General features: G+C 52.6%; 13 protein-coding genes. 7 read left to right on the top strand and 6 right to left on the bottom strand.

From position 1 onward, the window contains the following. Positions 1-17 precede the first annotated feature (17 nt). From murI to RIC19_RS01585, 3 genes are all read right to left on the bottom strand, one after another. On the bottom strand, positions 18-812 hold the full coding sequence (murI, locus tag RIC19_RS01595; RefSeq protein ID WP_350176142.1) for a glutamate racemase: 795 nt from the start codon (positions 810-812) through the stop codon (positions 18-20). Positions 813-825: 13 nt separating this feature from the next. Further along, positions 826-1,332, bottom strand: coding sequence for an OmpH/Skp family outer membrane protein (locus RIC19_RS01590; protein WP_350176140.1), 507 nt, complete (start codon positions 1,330-1,332; stop codon positions 826-828). A 103-nt stretch (positions 1,333-1,435) separates the two neighbouring features. Then, a complete protein-coding gene (locus tag RIC19_RS01585; protein WP_350176138.1) occupies positions 1,436-1,957 on the bottom strand; it encodes an OmpH/Skp family outer membrane protein in 522 nt (173 codons plus the stop codon). 182 nt (positions 1,958-2,139) lie between these two features. On the opposite strand from RIC19_RS01585, the gene RIC19_RS01580 reads away from it, so the two are divergent. The 6 genes from RIC19_RS01580 (at position 2,140) to RIC19_RS01555 (ending at position 9,532) form a co-directional block, all read left to right on the top strand. Then, on the top strand, positions 2,140-2,865 hold the full coding sequence (locus RIC19_RS01580; RefSeq protein WP_350176136.1) for a hypothetical protein: 726 nt from the start codon (positions 2,140-2,142) through the stop codon (positions 2,863-2,865). 128 nt (positions 2,866-2,993) lie between these two features. Next, positions 2,994-4,487, top strand: a complete 1,494-nt coding sequence (locus RIC19_RS01575; RefSeq protein ID WP_350176134.1) for a T9SS type B sorting domain-containing protein — start codon at positions 2,994-2,996, stop codon at positions 4,485-4,487. A 138-nt stretch (positions 4,488-4,625) separates the two neighbouring features. Continuing rightward, positions 4,626-5,396 carry an alpha/beta fold hydrolase gene (locus RIC19_RS01570; protein ID WP_350176132.1) on the top strand — a complete coding sequence of 257 codons (771 nt, stop codon included), beginning with the start codon at positions 4,626-4,628 and terminating at the stop codon, positions 5,394-5,396. 10 nt (positions 5,397-5,406) lie between these two features. After that, positions 5,407-6,552, top strand: coding sequence for a radical SAM family heme chaperone HemW (hemW, locus tag RIC19_RS01565; protein ID WP_350176130.1), 1,146 nt, complete (start codon positions 5,407-5,409; stop codon positions 6,550-6,552). A gap of 18 nt (positions 6,553-6,570) precedes the next feature. Beyond that, on the top strand, positions 6,571-8,835 hold the full coding sequence (locus tag RIC19_RS01560; RefSeq protein WP_350176128.1) for a hypothetical protein: 2,265 nt from the start codon (positions 6,571-6,573) through the stop codon (positions 8,833-8,835). A gap of 187 nt (positions 8,836-9,022) precedes the next feature. After that, positions 9,023-9,532: a hypothetical protein gene (locus RIC19_RS01555; RefSeq protein WP_350176126.1), complete on the top strand. Its 510-nt coding sequence runs from the start codon at positions 9,023-9,025 to the stop codon at positions 9,530-9,532. A gap of 373 nt (positions 9,533-9,905) precedes the next feature. Here the strand turns inward: RIC19_RS01555 and RIC19_RS01550 are convergent, their stop codons facing one another. Further along, positions 9,906-11,813, bottom strand: coding sequence for a LuxR C-terminal-related transcriptional regulator (locus RIC19_RS01550; protein WP_350176124.1), 1,908 nt, complete (start codon positions 11,811-11,813; stop codon positions 9,906-9,908). 639 nt (positions 11,814-12,452) lie between these two features. Here RIC19_RS01550 and rpsU point away from each other — a divergent pair. After that, the gene (rpsU, locus tag RIC19_RS01545; RefSeq protein WP_350176122.1) at positions 12,453-12,644 is read left to right on the top strand and encodes a 30S ribosomal protein S21; all 192 of its coding nucleotides are present in this window, start codon (positions 12,453-12,455) and stop codon (positions 12,642-12,644) included. 171 nt (positions 12,645-12,815) lie between these two features. Here the strand turns inward: rpsU and RIC19_RS01540 are convergent, their stop codons facing one another. Both RIC19_RS01540 and RIC19_RS01535 read right to left on the bottom strand, forming a co-directional pair. Further along, positions 12,816-15,803 carry a T9SS type B sorting domain-containing protein gene (locus RIC19_RS01540; RefSeq protein WP_350176120.1) on the bottom strand — a complete coding sequence of 996 codons (2,988 nt, stop codon included), beginning with the start codon at positions 15,801-15,803 and terminating at the stop codon, positions 12,816-12,818. Between the two features lie 14 nt (positions 15,804-15,817). After that, complete coding sequence (locus RIC19_RS01535) at positions 15,818-18,757, bottom strand: T9SS type B sorting domain-containing protein (RefSeq protein WP_350176118.1); 2,940 nt, start codon at positions 18,755-18,757, stop codon at positions 15,818-15,820. Between the last annotated feature and the right edge of the window lie 17 nt (positions 18,758-18,774).

Below are 18,774 nucleotides of genomic sequence, written 5' to 3'. Positions count from 1 at the left end.
GTCGTTGCCGGCTTTTTTTATAGGGTAAGAGGAGCGATGGGGAATGCTCCGCCAAGCATATATTTTGCCAATGCTTCGGTGCCGGAGTAGTCTCCTGAAAAGAACAGTTGGTGGTTGGGGATGGCCTCCGGTGGGGCAAGCAGGTGGTGTACCTGAAGTACGCGGCTGAGCTGCCGGGCTACCGCCGGAGCAGGATTGATGAGGGTACGCCCGGACCCGATAATTTCCTGTATCAATGGAGCAACGAAAGGGTAGTGGGTACAGCCCAGTACAAAGGTATCAGCCTGTTGTTGGAGCATCGGTTGCAGAATATCTTCTAAGAGGCGGCGGGTGGTGGCTGTATCGAGTTCTCCCGCCTCAATTTGTTCGACCAGGCCGATACACGGATTTTCAAGGAGAGTGACATCACTCGCGTACCGTTGCATGAGGGTGGAATAGCGTTGGCTTTGGAAAGTGCCAGCTGTTGCTAAAACGCCGACGACGCCGGTCCGGGTGGCATTGGCACCGGGTTTAACCGCCGGCTCCATACCTACGATGGGCGTATCCGGCCAAGTCTCCCGCAAAGTGCCAAGCGCCGCAGCGGAGGCGGTATTGCAGGCTACGACAATCGCTTTGCAGCCAGACTCAATCAGGAAGCGGGAAATATCCAGGCTGTATTGACGGATGGTTTCGGCAGACTTGGTGCCATAGGGGACACGTGCCGTATCGCCGAAGTAAAGCAGGGATTCGGAAGGCAGTAATTCGATAATGGCACGGGCGACCGACAGGCCGCCTATGCCAGAATCAAATATACCGATAGCTTGGCTTGGCATTGCCGGCAAGCGCTTAATTGGCCAGCTTTGCTTTCACCAGCTCATTCACATTTTGAGATTCTTCTGAGTACAGCAGTACGTTCTGGTCAAAGATAAACTGATAGTTGTTTTCTTTAGCAACGTCTTCAATCGCCTGATTGACCTTTTCGTAGATCGGTCCAAGTAGCTCGTCACGCTTATCGGAAACCTGTTTGCGCATGTCTTGCTCAAACTTCGCAATTTCCTGCTCGCGCGCCTGTAGCTTTTGAGCTTCTTCTTCCTGTTGCTTAGGAGACAAGTCGCCGCCCTGTACTTTCTTTTGAAGTGCAGTATAGTCTTGCTGCAACTGCTCAAGCATACTCTGCCCTTTTTTCTGCAACTGCTTTTGCAGGGCTTCAAGGTTGGCATCCGCTTGCTTCACGTCCGGCATTTCAGCCAGGATAGCAGCAGAATTAACATAGCCAAACTTCTGGGCCTGTAGCGTACCGGCGGCCGCTGCAAAAAGTACTATAAGACAAGTGATTTTCAACAAACTTTTCATTCGTATGCGGTTTGAATTTGTATTGGATCAAAAAGTTGATCGTTGTTTTTGCGGGTGCAAAAATAAGAATTTCGCGCTTTTTTGCCTGAAATCCTGCGCCTTATTACTTCAGCTTCTTCATGACGTCTTCCGTTTTGTCGTAAGACGGGTTGGAAAAGATCATGCCGGCACCGCTGGATTTGTCAAAGACGAAATCGTATCCCCGTTCCTGTGCATATTCTTCGATTGCAGCATATACGCGCTCCTGAATGGGGCGCACCAAGTCCTGCCGCAGCTTGAATAAATCGCCTTCCGGGCCAAAGCGGGACTTTTGCAGGTCGCGTACTTCCTGCTCCTTCTCCATGATTTCTTCCTCGCGGCGCTGTCGCTCATCTTCGCTTAGAAGGACTTGCTCGGCTTGGTAACGGTTGTACATGCCCTTGATTTTATCGTATTCCTGGGCGATTTCCTGCCGCCACTGCTGTGCGGTCTTATCAAGGTCGCGCTGTGCCGCCTGGTATTCGTCAATGCTTTCCAGAATAGTATTGACATTGACATAAGCGATGCGCTGCGCAAAGGTAGTGAAGGTGCCTGCCGCGACGATCGCGAGGGTCAGGAGCGCCTTCCTAAATGATAACTGGTTCATATTTTCGTTGTTTTTGATTTTTTGACGAATGTACGGAACACAAAGGCATAACGCAACACTTGGCTATTTGGGTGCATTCGCCGCCCGTTGTTTAACCTCGATTTAACGCGTAGCGCATTTTTTAACGCGGGCGCAACAATTGCCCCCGGCATAAGTGTTACACAGGTCAATAGTATTTGATTATGGCGACATTCCAATCTGTTACGACGGTTACTTTTTTTCGCTACCAGTCCTGGGCCAACCGCTGGTGGGGCTTCAAGCAAATGGGGCTGGCCGGCGAAGTGCTGGATCAGGTGGACGGGCTCCGTTTCCACAAAATGCTGGGCAGCGGAGCGGGCAACGGCTTTAGCATCTGGCCCAATTTCGGGGTCTACGGTCTGCTCAGCGTTTGGGACAACGAAGGTGCGGCAGAACGCTTTTTCCAAAAGCACGCGCTGTTCGCAGAATCCCGGGAGCGCTGCGCCGGTTGGTGGACCGTTTATATGGAAGCCGCTAAAGTGCACGGAGTTTGGGAAGGAGAGGTGCCTTTCCCTATCACCACAGACTATGATCCGGCGCGCCCGGTAGCAGTCATCACCCGGGCTACGATTTACCCACACCACCTTTGGCGCTTCTGGCGGTTTGTGCCGCCCGTGAGCCGGTCCATCGAAGATAAGGAAGGGCTGTTGTTTTCTGTGGGTATTGGAGAGCTGCCGCTCGTACAGCAGGCGACCTTCAGCCTCTGGCAAAACAGCGAACTGATGACCGCTTACGCTTACCGAAGTAAATACCACAAAGAAGTGGTACGCCGTACCCGGGAACTGGGCTGGTACAAAGAAGAGTTGTTCTGCCGTTTCCACCCCTACCGCACGGAGGGAGACTGGGAGGATGGGCGGACGCCGGCTTCGGTGTTGGCTTTCGTGCCTTGAAGCTTTGTGTTAATGCAGATTATGTCGGGGGTACGGCTAAAAAGGCGCTATGGTTTTAACATCATTTTTATTTAGAGAGGTACATTGTTCGTGATTTTTATTAGGATTTCTAGTCAAACACGCCTCTCATGCAACTCATCGAACAACTGGAACAATTAAAACGTCTCGATGCCCTCATCCGCCGGAAAGCTACCGGTAGCCCAATAGAGACCACCCCCAAATCAAACCATTGCGATTTGTCAAGCACTAAAATACTATATCTTTTTCTGGTATCTGCGTTCTGCCCGGGGCTGCTCCCCGGGCAGAACCTGATTCCTAATGGCGACTTTGAATCGTTTGAACAGTGCCCTACTGACGAAGGGCACTTCGAGGGCTATGCCACGGATTGGGTGACTTTTTTTGGCACGCCAAACTATATGAATTGTAATTATTACGGTCAGAACCCTACAATTACTCCTGAGGCACACAGCGGTACCGGCCTATCTTCCTGTGTATGGTTCGACAGTGACCCTACGCCCCCTAATGTTACGCGGGAGTATTTAGCCTACCCGCTTGAAGAGCCCCTGCGCCCAGAGCGCTATTACGGGGCTTTTTGGATTTACACCTTGCCTTTTCAGGTCATTACACAAAATTATCAGCTTCTTCTGACCAACAGTGCCGGTCTTGTCTTTGATGGCGATGTGCTACCGGCAGAGCCTGACCTGAGCAATACGGCGTTCATCCCCACGGGGCAGTGGGTGAAAATTGGCGGCTGTTTTGAGGCAGATGGAGACGAAGATATGCTGGTGCTGGGCAATTTTGCTCCGGACGAAGCCACCGTTTATCTCGATACGGTCATCGGGTATACGGATTTCCACTTTATTGATGATGTAAGCCTTTATCGGGTGGCATCGTTAGTCCCGGCAGATACGATACTGCTAGCCGGGCAATCGTACTTTTTTGATACCACTGCCTATCGGTCGTATGAATTGGAGGGAGGTCCGGCTTCAGGTGGCTTACGGGTCTTTGAAGAACCAGGCTTGTATGAAGCTGTTGTTTTTCTGGATGAATGCGGGCAGATAGGCACCTTTAAGATAGAGGTACAAGATTGCTCAGGCGTGGTCAGCCGGTTTGATGACAGCGCTTTGGTATCAACAGACTATTGTGCAGGGGATAGGTTATCAATTGTTTTGCCCGCCGCAGAAGAGGTTGAATACTATCTCGGGCAGCAGCCGGTTGCTGACACGCTTACGTTGGATACATTAGGAGAAAGCCGTATTTATGCCATGCACCCGTACTGTGGCGTTTTGGATAGTGCCGTGTACAACGGTTTAGATTGTAGTCAGATTGAGCAAGGCTCCTGCTACTATATACCTAATGCTTTTTCACCCAATGGGGATGGGGTGAATGACCGTTTTCTGGTGCAGGGGCAATGCCAGGTGCAATCCTTCCATTTGGAAATTTTTGACCGCTGGGGGAACCAGGTATTTGTCAGTAATGATATCAGCAATAGCTGGGATGGGGTTTGTAGAGGAGCGCCTTGTGTAGCTGGTGTATACACTTATTTTCTTTCGATTACTTTTCGGGATGGCTTGGCGACATTCCGGCAGACCGGGTCGGGAGAAGTGCATTTGGTGCGGTAAGAGTAGACTTCTGGTCAAACGGAATAAACCATGTGCTTCTGTTTTCGTTATGTGAGTTGGTTTGCTTAAAAATGCTAATTTTTGCAGCGGCACATTTTCTGATTGTTTGTGCTACCTTATCATAACGAAAACTCACCCATGCTCGAACTCAACTATAAAACCTTCGGACAAGGCGATCCCCTCATCATACTGCACGGGCTGTTTGGCACTCTTGACAACTGGCAGGCCCTTGGCAAAAAGCTGGCGGAGCACTACACCGTTTACCTGGTAGATCAGCGCAACCACGGGCGATCGCCCCACGATGAGGCGCATACCTACACCGCAATGGCCGAAGACCTGCATCACTTTATGGAGTCGCACTGGATCTTCAAAGCCCACATCCTGGGGCATTCTATGGGCGGCAAAACCGCAATGGCCTTTGCCCGTATCTACCCGGACATGGTGGATAAACTGATTGTGGTGGATATTGCCCCCAAAGCCTACGCCGGTGGGCATGAGGATATTTTCAAAGGCCTGCAAAGCCTGGACCTGTCGGCAATTGACAGCCGGGGAGAAGCCGAGGATATGCTAAAAGCGCAGATCAAAAGCCTTGGCATCCGGCAGTTTTTGTTAAAAAACCTGACCCGCAGCAAGGCCGGTGACTACCGCTGGAAAATGAACCTGGATGCCCTGTGGAACCACTATGCTGATATCCTGGATGCTTTGCCCGGGCAGCACCCGCCCTTTGAAGGCCCCACGCTGTTTGTGCGCGGCGGGCGTTCCGATTATATTCAGGACAGCGACCTGCCTGACCTGGAAGCCCACTTTCCCAATTACCAGCTCAAGACCATCGACAAGGCCGGGCATTGGGTGCATGCCGAGGCACCGAAGGCACTATTGGAAGCCCTGGAATCGTTTTTAGAGGCTTAAACTACGGTACATGCCAGGTATTTATTTTCATATTCCATTTTGCAAGCAAGCCTGCCACTACTGCAATTTCCACTTCTCCACCTCCCTGAAGTACAAGTCGCAGGTAGTGGAAGCCATGCTGAAGGAGCTGCACTGGCGCGCGGGCTACCTGCCACAGGAGCCTTTGCAAAGCCTATACTTCGGAGGAGGAACTCCCAGCCTGCTGGAAGCGGAGGAACTGGCGGCGTTTTTCGATGCCGTTGCCCGGCACTTCGAGCTCGCACCGGATGCGGAAATCACCCTTGAGGCCAATCCCGATGACCTCACACCGGAAAAACTGCAAGCCCTGCGCGCGTCGCCTGTCAACCGGCTGAGCATTGGCATTCAGTCTTTTTTCGAAGAAGACCTAACCTTTTTCAACCGGGCACACAATGCAGCCGAAGCCCGTCAGTGTGTGGAACGCGCCCGCGCCGCCGGCTTCCGTGATCTTACCGTTGACCTCATCTATGGAGCGCCCACCATGCCCGATGCGCACTGGGCGGTCAACCTGCAAACGGTTTTGGAGGCCAAAGTGCCCCATTTTTCCGCCTACGCACTGACCGTAGAGCCGCAGACGGCTCTCGACTATTTTGTCAGAAAAGGCAAAGTCCCCCCGGTGGAGGAAGCTGCCGCTGCCCGACACTTTGAGATGCTGGTAGAAATGACAAGCGCCGCAGGGTACGAGCAGTACGAGGTCTCCAATTTTGCTTTGCCCGGGCGCTACGCTGTGCACAATAGCAGTTACTGGAAAGGGGAGCCCTACCTCGGCATTGGCCCCTCCGCCCATAGCTTCAACGGGCATAGCCGGCAGTGGAATGTGGCCAATAACGCAAAATACCTCAAAGCCATGTCAGCCCCTGATCTGAGCCAGGCAGCCGGTACGGGGCTATTCGAAAAGGAGGAGTTGAGCATCGCTGATCAATACAACGAATACGTGATGACCGGCCTTCGGACCATTTGGGGGGTGGACCTGGGCACTATCCGGAGCCGCTTTGGAGTTAAATACGCAGCACACTTCATGCGGGAGGTGGTCCCTTATCAGGCTGCCGGTCAAATGAAGGAAAAAAATGGCAGGTACTGGCTGCCCGGTACTCACCGCTTTATGGCGGACGGCACTGCGGCAGCGCTCTTTTGGTAAATTGAAATGCTTACACGAATGAATCTTTTACTTCGCGCAGCCGGACTTTGGTTATGCCTTCAAAGCTTCGCCATCGTACAAATGACTGGACAGGCTGACCCACAGTGGCTGTTTGCCGGGGACGGTCCCGGGCAACAGGCTTACCACCCGGCTTATATTGTTGGGGCCCAAACCGGGGCATGGGCATTTTCAGCAAGACAACTGGAAAGTGTGACTTCAGTTTATCCGGGTGAGGAAGCCGGGGGGCTTTATGTCGCAGGGGGTGGTCCCTATGGAAGCAGGCAAAAGTGGGCACTGAACTTTTTAGCCGATACCCTGCATTCGGCCATTCTCAATGGGGGGCAATTTTGGAACAAAGTGCCGGGCACTAAGGGGTTGATCTGCGACACAACAGCGTTTTATCTCAGCCCTTCCTCAACGGCAGCGATGGACAGCCTGCTGGCTTTGACGCCCGGCCTGTCAGCTACACCTGAGCGCCGTCGCCTTAGCCTGATCAGTCCGGACGGGAAACGGCAGTTTGCTTACCTGCTCAATACGGAAGGCTGGCCGATTGCTGAGGCCGGGCTGCAGGATGGAGCGCTGTTCGTCTGGCGCACCTACCAATACAGTTGGGATGGCAATGGGAAATGGGATCACCGGTTGGAGCACAATCAGTTGTCCGGTCAGCCAAAAATGGTAGAACGGCGGATAGTGCAGACTAAGGGCCAAGCCTCCGGCTGGATGGCGGTGCAGGGTGGTGCGGCCTGCTGGCTGCTGGCGGAAAATGGACATGCCCGTTATTGGGATGGGCAAAGTGCGAAACCCTTACCCGGCACCTGGCGGCAGCAAGGAGACAAACTACAGATTCAGCGGGGCGATCAGCGGGACGCTTTGGTTTATGAAGTCAAAGAAAAAAACACCTGGGGCTGGCAGGTTGTAACGCCGGCTGGCCACCTTGAAGATTGGGTCTGGCTGAATGCTTTACAACCTGAACCCCGCAAGTTGCAGCGCTGGCGTGAAGGGGCAAAAGCCGCGCACCTGGAAGCTTTTACCGAAAAAGGCCGTACCGGGCTCCGGGCAAGTGACGGACGGGTTGTTCTGCCCGCAGCATACGACGGTATTGAGCCGGTACACCCCCGGTTAGCGGTAGTAGAGCTGGAAGAACGTTTTGGCCTCGTGCAAACGGACGGCCGGGAGCTACTCCCCATCTACTTTGAAAAGCTGGAATATTTAGGCGACAGCCTTTTGCTGGCCCAATACAGTGGCGCGCAGGGTATTCTGCACCTGTCGGGAGACACCCTCGTACCTTTCGCAGCCTACGAGCGGCTTATCCCCCGCGATGACAGCAACTACTGGGCTTTTGCAGGCGGTGAAATGGGGCTGATTGATGACCGCGCGGCCATGCTTATATCACCACAGTTTGACCTCATCCACCCCTTTTTCGGCAATCAGGCGGTAGCTGTGGAAAACGGGCAAACCGGTGTCATTGATGCCCGGGGGCAATGGGTGGTCCCCCCGGGCCGCTATGCCGGGCTCACTCCTGTTGGGCTGGAAGGCTATCTGGTACAAACCCCGGACAATTACTGGGGCTTTATCAACCGCAAAGGGCAGCTGCAGGTGCCGCTCAACTACGGGCATTTGCGGGCGTTGGCACCGGGCGTACTGGTAGGGCAGGAGCGTGGGCGTTTTGGGCTTATCCGTACCTCAGGAGAAGTGCTGGCGCCGCTCCGGTACCGGATGCTGAAAGGATGCGGGGATTATACCACTACCGATGAGCTATGCTATGCGTTGACGGAAAACAACGCTGTGGCGCAGTTCGTATCCGATGACCGCTTCGGGTACCTCGACGCCCGGGGGCAGGAGCACCCGCCGGTACTGCCTACGCCCGCCGGGATTGAGACGGATTACCAGGTGGATACGGTGGAGCAGGGGCTCATTTTGACCTTTCCGAAGAAGTGGAAGCTGGAGGAGAGCATTCAGAAACTCTACAAGCAAGGCGATTACGGGCAATCCCGCGTAGTGTATGAATTCCTTCCCGCCAACGGGCAGTCCCTGGAGGATTGGGTGGTTAAGAATATTGAACAACCCACTACTGATACCCAGCTCGGTGGCCGTGCCGCACGGACTTTCACAGAGCGGGAGCGGGTGCAGTATTATGATTTTTTCAGGAAGCACCTTTACTGCCTGTCAGCAGATGGGCAGACGGTTATCCATCTGGAGTTTTCCTGTAAAGATGCCAACTTCCTGGAGAGCATTCCCCATTTGTATGAGATTGAGCAGTTGATTCGGTTTGCGGGGAGATAAAGAAAAAACACTTGCTTTGCTGATAGTCCGTTGAAAGGGCTATATTTGGAGCAATAACCAGTGAGATAGTCTGGTGTTATTAAGAGCGTACCGGGACTTTAGTTTTCGACTAGAAGACCAAAACCCCAACACGCTCTAAGTGAATCGGATAAAAAGTTTAATCCTAATTAACCATAAACTTTTTATTATGAAAAGACTGATTTTTCTTCTCCCCTTGCTGTTCAGCATCATGCTGGTCACGGATTCTGCCTCTGCACAAGAGTATCGTACCGCAGTGGGCGCCCGGTTGGGCTACCCGCTCTCCGCTTCCCTTAAGTACTTCCTCAATGACAGTGGGCACGCGCTGGAGGCTTATGTTGGTACCCGTGGCTGGGGCTATGGCCGATGGGTCAACGTCAGTGCCGCTTATCAGATCCATAATCCACTGGAAATTGAAGGGCTGGAGGGACTGTACTGGTACTATGGTGCTGGAGCAACTGTTTTTTTCTGGAACTACGACGATGCGTTTGTTTTTGATGATGACTATTCTTCCACTGCTATCGGAGTACAAGGGTACCTGGGATTAGATTATGCCTTTCAGGACACTCCGATTAGCCTAAGTATTGACTGGGTGCCGACGTTCGCCTTTAATGGTTACTCAAGAGGCTTTGGCGGAGGATACGGCAATATTGGCGTACGCTACATTCTGGCCAGATAGCCAGCAACAAAGTGGAGATGCCCTGAAGCTCAGGGGCTTTAGAGCTTGTTTGGAGCGGTTTCGTCGTGAAAATCAAGGATCTATGGTTTTGGCAAAGTCACTAAATTTGAGTTTAGCGGGCTAAGAGCGTATTGGGACTTTAGTGAGGAAGTCAAAGCTTGCCCCGCATTTCTACGGGGTTCATAAAGCATCGATTTGCAATAGTAATGAGCTCCAAACCTGTTCTGGAAACGCCTCGCGATCCTCAAAATCTGTGGGTTAAACTATCGCAGCAACGAAGTAGGCGCGAGTGAATTTTCAGACAAGCTCAAGAATAGGCAGCTGATGTACTTTCAGCTGCTTATTCTTTTCCTGATTCCTGCATAAAGGCCTTTTATACCTTCTCCAGCACTAGCTGTTGGGTGTCGAGCAAATGATTGCGCAGCAAAGCCTCGAGTGATTCTTCCTGTTCGATTTTAAATGCCGACCTCAGCCGGTATCTGGCCATTTCCACGGCTTTGACACTTACCGATAGAATTTCTGCAATTTCTTTGTTGCTCAGTCCCAGGGCGATCAACATCGCATACCGGAGTTGTTTGTCGGTCAGGTTAGGGATTATCCGGACCAGCGACCTGGAGAAATCCGGATAAAACAGCTGGAATTCCTTTTCAAACTGTGGCAGGATGTCTTCTTCCATGAAAATCTGATGGATTTTGCGCTCCAGGTAATCCGGCCGTTTATGGTATTTCGCGATAGCTTCACTGACTTTAGGCTTGAGGCCAGCTGCCCAGAGGGTCTTGTCGAGTACTGCTGTTTTCTGGTACTCCAATTGTTGCAGCGTCTGTTTTTGTTCCTGAGCCAGGCGTTTGTTGCGTTCTTGTATAGCCTCCCGCTGTAATTTAGAGCGTTGCCGGAACTGCCAATAGCTAAAGCCCAGTAGCAATAAAGTGAGTGCGCTAAAGGCTGCCGCCCAGGAAGTGTAGCGGTTTTTCCGTTCCGCCAGTTCTGCCCGCACAAGAGATAGTTTTTCCCGGTTACTGGCATCTTCTGCGCGCGTTCGGTACTCTTTAACTTCATAAGCTACCGCTATATCCTCTGCTGTGCGGGCCTGCCCCTGCATATGCTCCTCATCCCGGGCCTTCAGCAGAAGATCTTGGTACCCGTAGGCTTCTTCCCACTGACCATAATCGCTGTACAGCTCCGCTAAAGCTTCATAAAAAAGGGCACGGTTAGAAGGGAAGGAATCAGCTGGAATACGACTGAGCCCTTTTTTGTAGGTGTCGGCAACAGGCTCAATGGGCTCGCCAGAGAGGTGTTTATACCGGCCCGTCCAGTAATAATGGTCATAGGGAGGAGGTATGTCGAGTTCCTGGTAATGCGAAGTTATGCTCTCGAGGATAGGGCCCATTTTTTTATGCGCATTTTCTTGTGCATAGAGCTCCAGCAGATAGTAATAGAGTTCTTCCTGATTGGCATCAAAATTCAGGTTGTCATTCAGTATGGTTTTCAGGTGCTGTTCTGCCAGGTCCAGCTGTCCAGACTGCAGATAAGAATAACCGATGGTACTGTGCACCAGCCGTTCTAGGTAGGGGAAGTCTATCGTTTCCAGAGAATCGAGTAGAGGCTCCAGGATATCCAGCGCTCTTTGGTATTGGTCTCTGATATTGTGTACTACTGCTATATTATGCCGTGTCATCAACCTTCTTCCTCTTGAGTTGGGAGTGGTATCCTTTAAGGCGTATTCAAGCGAATGTGAAAAGTGCGCCATGGCATTACCCGGCATCTCCAGCTCAACGTAGCAGTAGCCCATAGCGGAAAAAATACCGGCAATAACGAAAGGCCGGCCGTTCCAGTCTACTGCATCCAGGGCTTGTTCAAGGTATTCGAGTGCGCCCCGGAAATTACGCTGATAGATCTCAATATTGCCAAGGGTGGCCAGGTCGGCCGGCAGGGCTTCCGGGTTATCGGTCAGCAGGCTGTCCTGCTCTATCGCTAACAGGATACTCGCTTTGGCAGAGTCGTATTGCCCTTTCAGGCTGAGGTACTGCCCCATGAAGTTGTAAAAAAGCTGCTTGTATTCAGGTGTCGTGAGATGATGAGCCTTGAAATAATCTATAAGGCAGTGGTAGTGGTCATCTTCTACCCGCATCAGTTCGTACATCTTCGTGATGAGGACTTTTGGGGGTTTTTCTGAGATCTGTTCCTGCTCCATCCACTGCTTACAATCTGTACGGGCCCCGAGGCTAACAGATAAATACATGAACAACAGCATAAATAATGTCGGGGAATACTGGATTTTCATCTCCAAGGGGTTTAGTAGGGGTTTGGGTTTAAATATCTGGTTATTAGTTTATTATAAGGTGTTGTAGAGGGTATGTATCGTTAGAGTTGTAGTTTAGAATTGACTTTTTCGCTGAGCATGCCTATACTGCATGAAAATTATTCAACAAATATTGCATTAACAAACTCTACCGTCTTTTTTCCTAAAATGATTTGATGGTTGGCTCGCATCGAATTTTATCCCCCCCTCAACCGATATAAAGATTTTTGTGCATTTATCATTTACGATACCTGCTCTACATAGGTGGGTATCTTTTTGAACACTATGAACTCGCGCCCTTCAGGGGTGAATTCCTCTGTTGTGATTTCTTCCAGTTAATGGCATGCGTTTTTTTTAAGCCTGCCAGATAAACCCACTAATGGGGCTGGAAGCAAATGTCTGAGTTTCCACATATAGGTTCCCCTTTAACCTTAAAATGACGGCCCGCTTCTTTTTCAAGAAGTGGGCTGTTCATTTTCCTTGCCTTGTTTTAATTTTATTATTACCTTTGCCGGGCAAATTTGCGGACGTGGCATTGCCGTCTGTAAATCATTGTATTGATCTGATTATTTTTTAACCAACGGGGCAGGTTATTCTCGCCCTCAAGTCTATAGTTCGTACATGATCATCATCAACGTAAAAGAAGGAGAGTCTATTGATCGTGCGCTCAAGCGTTACAAGCGTAAGCACCGTAATGTTGGCGTAATTAAGGAATTGCGTAAGCGCAAGCAGTTCACTAAGCCTTCCGTTGAGCGCCGGCATGAGGTACTCAAGGCTCGCTACAAGATGGACAAGCAAAGAGAAGCAGAATAGGTACAGGTCAAATAGCCTGGCCTGCCAATAGCCATTCTTTTCTTCGTTCGCGGCACTTTTCAGAGCCGTTTCTATACCTACCTTAATTACCTGAGAAAAGGTTTCAATTGCTTTGTGCATTTGAAACCCTTTCTGGTTTATGGCTATATAGCCGGGTATGAACGCCTGTCGTTATCGGACAACCTGTAGGTCCCCTTCCAGCAGCACAACGACCCCGTCAATAAATTCGACTGCGGCGTAGTAGGCATACACCCCGATCTGAGCAGGCTCGCCCTTGAACGTGCCGTCCCAGCCGAAGCGCGGTACATTAGGCGGGAAGCTGCGCCCGTCGAAGACCATTCCGCCCCAGCGGTTGAATATCTTTAGCTCCTGAATCTGCCGTACGCCAGGACCTGCATAAACCGTGAAATTGTCATTCCTCCCATCCGTATTCGGCGAAAAGGCATTAGGAACATAGACCGGCCGGTTTTTAATGACCCGCACAGTGACGGAATCAACCGCCATACAGCCGTTTTCGTCGGTGACAGTAAGCGTGTACAGGGTCGTATTGACCGGGTTGGCAGTGGGGTCCTGGCAATCTATACAGGACAAAGAGTCGGGTGGCATCCAGCTGTAGGTGACGCTTGGGTTCGACACACTCGCATCAATCTGTCCACTGTAACCCAGTTCAAAACGAATGTCCGCTCCTGCATCCACAAGTAATTCCGGGGGCTGCGTAACCGTTGCATCCGCTGTAGCCATACATCCGTTAGCATCCATCACCACAAAGGTATAGTCACCTGCAGCTAAGTTTTCGAAAACAGGGCCAATCTGAAAGACCTGCCCGTCAGCACTGAATTCGTAAGGTGGCACACCGCCGGCGCCTTCCAGGGCGACGATGCCCGAAGTGTCACCAAAGCAAAGTACGTCTTGAATGTCCAGTATGGCAAGCTCAAGCAACGGAGGTTGTGTGATTGTGGTATCAGCAGAAGCCACACATCCATTGGCATCAGTAACGGTATAGCTGTAGGTGCCTTCTCCCAGCCCTCTGATGGTCGCTTCCGCCGAACCCGTACTCCATTGTATACTGTAAGCTCCGGTGCCGCCTTCCGGGGTTGCCGTGATTAGGGCATCTGCTTCTCCAAAACAGCTGATGCCCTGCACCTCCAAGCCGGCAATCAGGAGGGGCGGATCTTCCAGGGTAATCGTGAAGTTGCCTTCGCAAAGATTGGCATCCAGGACATTTACGGTGTAAATGCCTGCACTAAGCCCACTAATGCTGTTGTTGGCCACGTAACCATTGCCGTTGTTAAAGTCATATTGATAAGGTGGCAGCCCATTTGCAATATTGATGGTAATGGCCCCATCAGAAAAGCCCGTACAGGACGGGTTGATAATTCCGGGCTGTGCGGGGTCAAGCATGAGCTCCAGTTCTCTAACGGGAATAGTCAGCCCGGTCAGGCAGCCATTGGCATCACGGATGACCACCTCATAGTCGCCTACAGGCAGATCGGTTAATGTATTGTCATTGCCGAAAGGCTGTCCTTCCCAGCTGTATTCGTAGGGGGGAGTGCCGCCGGTCAGTTGCAGTTCAATGCCGCCATCGGTGCCGCCATTACAGGTGGGCATGGTGATAAGGGTGTCTACATCCAGCGGAGGGGGGCTGCCCACGGTGTAGGTCAGCACAGAATCGCAGGTGTAGTCGTCGGTAATCGTCACGGTGTAGTCACCGGGCGCCAGGTTGTTGAGGTTTGGCGTGTCTGCTCCGTTACTCCAGTTGAAAATATAAGGCGGCACTCCTCCGGTTATCGTAAGGCTGATGGTGCCTGTGCTGTCGTCCGGGCAGGGGACATCGGCGATGGCATCATCGATGGTGAAATTGCTTTCGCAGCACTGCACGTAGATCGTTTCCACATGCGATACGATACAACCATCACTGGTCAGCACCCGTAGCAGGACACTCTTCAGCCCCGGGCTGCTATAAGTAACCTCGTGCGGCCCCTGCCCGGTAGCCGTTGCCGGGCTGGCATCTTCGCCGAAGGTCCACTCCCAGCCTGAAAGGCCGCCGATGAAGCTGGACTCGTCTACAAACGTGATGCTGTTTTCCAGGCAGAGGGTGTCGAGCTCAGGCTCGGTCCTGAATTCTGCCTCCGGGCCCAGGAAGGTGCCTGTACCGCCAAACTCCACAGTGAAACCATTGCCGGACTGGCTAAAATTATTGACGACAAGCGCGTAGCTGACTCCTGCCTCCATTTCAATTGGGGCGACAAAATTGTCATCTCCCGGGTCACAGCCACAGTTTTCGCTCGTATCCTCTTCTCCATCTGCCAGGCCGGTCGCACCAGTACAGGGCTCCCAAATATCAAAAGCTGCACCCACCACCTCACCGGAAGCCATGCAACGTAGATCGAATTTTTCATCACAGTTGTTAATGCCATTAGGCAGTTGGTAGAGAATAAAATCAAGATCGTCAGCCGGATTAAGTGGGGTGAGGGAAAAGGTAAGTGAACCGGCCTCATCGCAGGTCCATTTGTACCATGCGGAGCCGCTTTCGCTGAGCGGGCAGGAAAAAGTAGAGCAGGCCACATCGCCAATTTCGTTGGGGTTGCTGCCCACACCGGTGACCTGTTCAACGGTAAAGGGGGATTTATCGCAAAGTATTACGCCGGTATTGCAATCGCTGGAAGGGTCGGGGATATCATTGTAGTTGTTCACGCAAAGCTGGAAGGTGCCCTGATTGCCACTCCGGGCGCCTACTTGTATGTAGTAAGTCTGCCCGATTTCCAAAGGCCCGGCAAATAGCTGCCCGCTGCCCACGCCGATGGCATCCGAGAAGCAGCCAATCTCTGTGAGTATGCCACATTCACCACTGTAAACGGCAAATTGCGGGTTGTCCAGCGTACCCCCGTTGCTCTGCCCGGTAGCGCCTGCCACACTTACGTTAACAGTAGTGGCTTCGGCCACAAAGGAAAACCAAACGTCAAAATTGTCCTGCCCGTTCGGGAAGCAACCGGTGGTAAAGCCGGAATCTTCAAAACTGACATTAGAGTAGGCCCCGCCTTCCGAGCACCAACTGCTGATGTTCGGCAAAGGGGTGGCGGTGCTGCAGTCTTCTCCCTGAGCCAGCACAGGCAGGGGCATCAACAACAGCAAAAAGTAAAACAGGCTATAGTTCTTCATCACTTCATTTTGCGTTAACGGGTAAGCAGGAGGTCAGTCTGGAATTGCCGGACCGTACCATCAATAAATTGACCATCAATAATACACGTATATACACCGATAGGCACAGGCTGGTTTTCAGCCCTGCCGTCCCATTCTAAAACGGCATTTTGGCTATTCGGATTTTGTGCTTCGAAAATCAGGCCTCCCCAGCGGTCAAAAACCAGTAATTGCAGCCAGCGTTCCAGTGCAGGGCCACCGTAGGGCTGCCAGGTGTCATTGATACCGTCGTCGTTGGGCGAAAAAGCGTTGGGTAAATAAGCCGGATAGGTTAAAAAGACCTCTGAAAATACTGAATCGGTTGTACGGCAGCCTGCTTCATCGGTTACGCTTAAGGTATAATAGGTGGATGCAGTGGGTTGTACTACCTCCGGTGAGGCGCAATCTGTACAGGACAAAAAGACCGGAGGGGCCCAGTCGTACACCGGATCAACCGCATTGGTAATTACGGTAAGTTGCCCGCTGTCGCCCAGTACAATGGGTGGCGGTGCCTGAATGGCGAGGGACAAGGCTTCCGGAGCAGGCAGGCTGCCACTAATGCTTGTGGTGCAGTTGCGGCTGTCGCTGATTGTGATAACATAACTGCCCGCCGCCAGACTCGTAAAAACCGGATCGGACTGTAGAGGCAGACCGTCAATCTGATAAGTGAACGGTGGCTGTCCGCCGGTTGCGCTTACCGCAAGGAAACCATTGAGGTCGCCAAAACAGAGGGGCCCTGCCAGGGAGTCAACATCGGCTTCTACGGGCGCGGGCACTGCCATTTCGTAGGCCGTATTGGCCAGGCAGCCATTCACATCGGTGACGGTGAGGGCGTAGGTGCCCGGAGGCAGGTCGGTACGTTCGGCTATACTACTGTTGTCTTCCCATTCAAAGCTGTAGGGTGGGGTGCCTCCGCTGGGTGTGGGGATCAGTTCGCCATCTGCTGCTCCATAGCAGGAGATGGTCGTGGGTTGAAGGTTTGCTTCCAGAGGAAGAGGGGCTTCCAGTTCAATGACAAACTGGCCCTCGCACAGGTTAGCATCGAGGACTGCTATCGTGTAGGTGCCGGCCGAGAGCTCACTGAGTGCGCTTGATGCCACGTAGCCGTTGCCGTCATTAAAATCGAATTGGTAAGGCGGTAAGCCATTGGCGATAGCGATAGCGATCTGGCCGTCAGGAAAATCAAAGCAGGAAGGTGCGGTGATGCTGGTCACCTGCGGGTCCAAAACGAGTTCCAGCTCTTGCAGGTCAATTTCCAGGGTGTCTGTACAACCCTGACTATCCTGTATAGCAACGGTGTACAGCCCTGCCGTAAGGTTGTCAAGGGTATTGACGGAAGAGAAGGGCAGTCCATTCCAGGCAAACATGAAAGGCGGAGCGCTACCGGAAACATGGAGTGTGATGCTGCCGTCCATGCCGGCATCACAGCTGGGCAGGTTCAGGAGGGTGTCCATTTCAAAGGGCTGCGCCTGAGGGATTTCAAAGATGCGGACAGTATGGCATTCTGAGGTGTCAGATATCGTAACGCTGTACAGGCCTGCCGCCAGCTCTTCCTTTGGGTTGCTATCGGTGCCATCTTCCCAGGTGATGAAGAATGGCGGGCCGTAGGGGCTTTCCAGTTGGAGCGCGATTGAGCCATCTGCCTCGCCTGCGCAGGAGGGCCGGGCAATAGTCGGCACGATACTGAAATGATCGGCACAGCAAAGCACTTCTATGGGCAGGATTTCAGTGGAGGTGCAGCCTTGTTCGGTCGTGGCTCGCAGGAGTACGAACTGAGTGCCCGCACTACTGAACGCCACCTCATGCGGCCCGGGGCCCGCCGCAAAAGCCGGTGTTGCACCTGAGCCAAACGCCCACTGCCAGTCCACAACGGTGGCACTGCCCGGCGGGTTTAGCCCCGTGAAGGACAACAGGCTGTCCTGGCAGACTTCCTGTGCCTCAGCAGCCAGGCGCTCCTCTCCCCCGAAGAAAGAACCGGTACCTCCAAACGCTACTTCAAAACCAATGGTGGTCTGGGAGAAATTGTTGACCATCAGCCCATAGGTCACACCAGCTTCCATTTGGATTTCGGACAGGAAGTTGTCTTGCCCGGGGCCGCAACCGGGGGGCTCCGAAATGTCCAGTGCGCTTTCGTTCAGGCCTGTAGGGCCAAAACAAGAGGAGGCCATGCAGCGCAGCACGGTCTTTCCGGAGCAATCCCCCGGGCCATTAGGGAATTCGTACAGCACAAAGTCCAGATCGTCTGTGGCATTGATGGGCGTGAGGGAAAAGGTAAGGCTGCCGTCTTCCGCTGCCGTCCAGACAAACCAGGTGGAAAAGGTCTCCACCGGCAGGCCTGCTATGTTGAGGCATCCGGCATCGTCGGCTTCACTGGGGTCATTGCCACCGCTCAGCACCTGTGGTATGACAAAGGGGTCCTGATTGCACAGGATAGCCGCATCGGGGCAGTCAGAAACCGCTCCGATCTCACCGGAGTAGTTATTGATGCACAGGGACAGGTTGCCAACAGTGAGGCCTTGGACCTGAAGGTAATAGGTTTGCCCCAGCTCCAGCTCATTCTCAATCACCTGTAGGGAAAGCCCGGTGCCGGCCTGACAAGTCACCTCACTGAGGCCCTCACAGGTGCCGGTGTAGAGGGTGACCTGTGGCTGGCTTAACTGATTGGATAAGAAACCGCCCAACACAGAGACGCTGAGTGAGGGGGCTATAGCCGTAAAGGTAAACCAAATATCACTTGTTGCCTCGTAGCAGGAAGGGGTGAAAGTGGCGTCTCCGGTAGCTTCAGAAGTCGTGAACTGACCCTCTGAGGAGCACCAATTGACAGGCTCCGTAATCAGGAATGCATTGGCACAGTCGTCGTTGGCGGGCTGAGCCAATGCCCACTGAACGGACAGCAGGCACACCGCCATAAGAAAGAGGTAGGTTGTCGTTTTCATAGCGTCGGACGTGATTC

Source organism: Phaeodactylibacter sp. (assembly GCF_040219495.1).
Taxonomy (GTDB): Bacteria; Bacteroidota; Bacteroidia; order Chitinophagales; family Saprospiraceae; genus Phaeodactylibacter.
The sequence above is the reverse complement of the archived record's forward strand: the minus strand, read 5'-3'. Positions and strand labels throughout refer to the sequence as shown.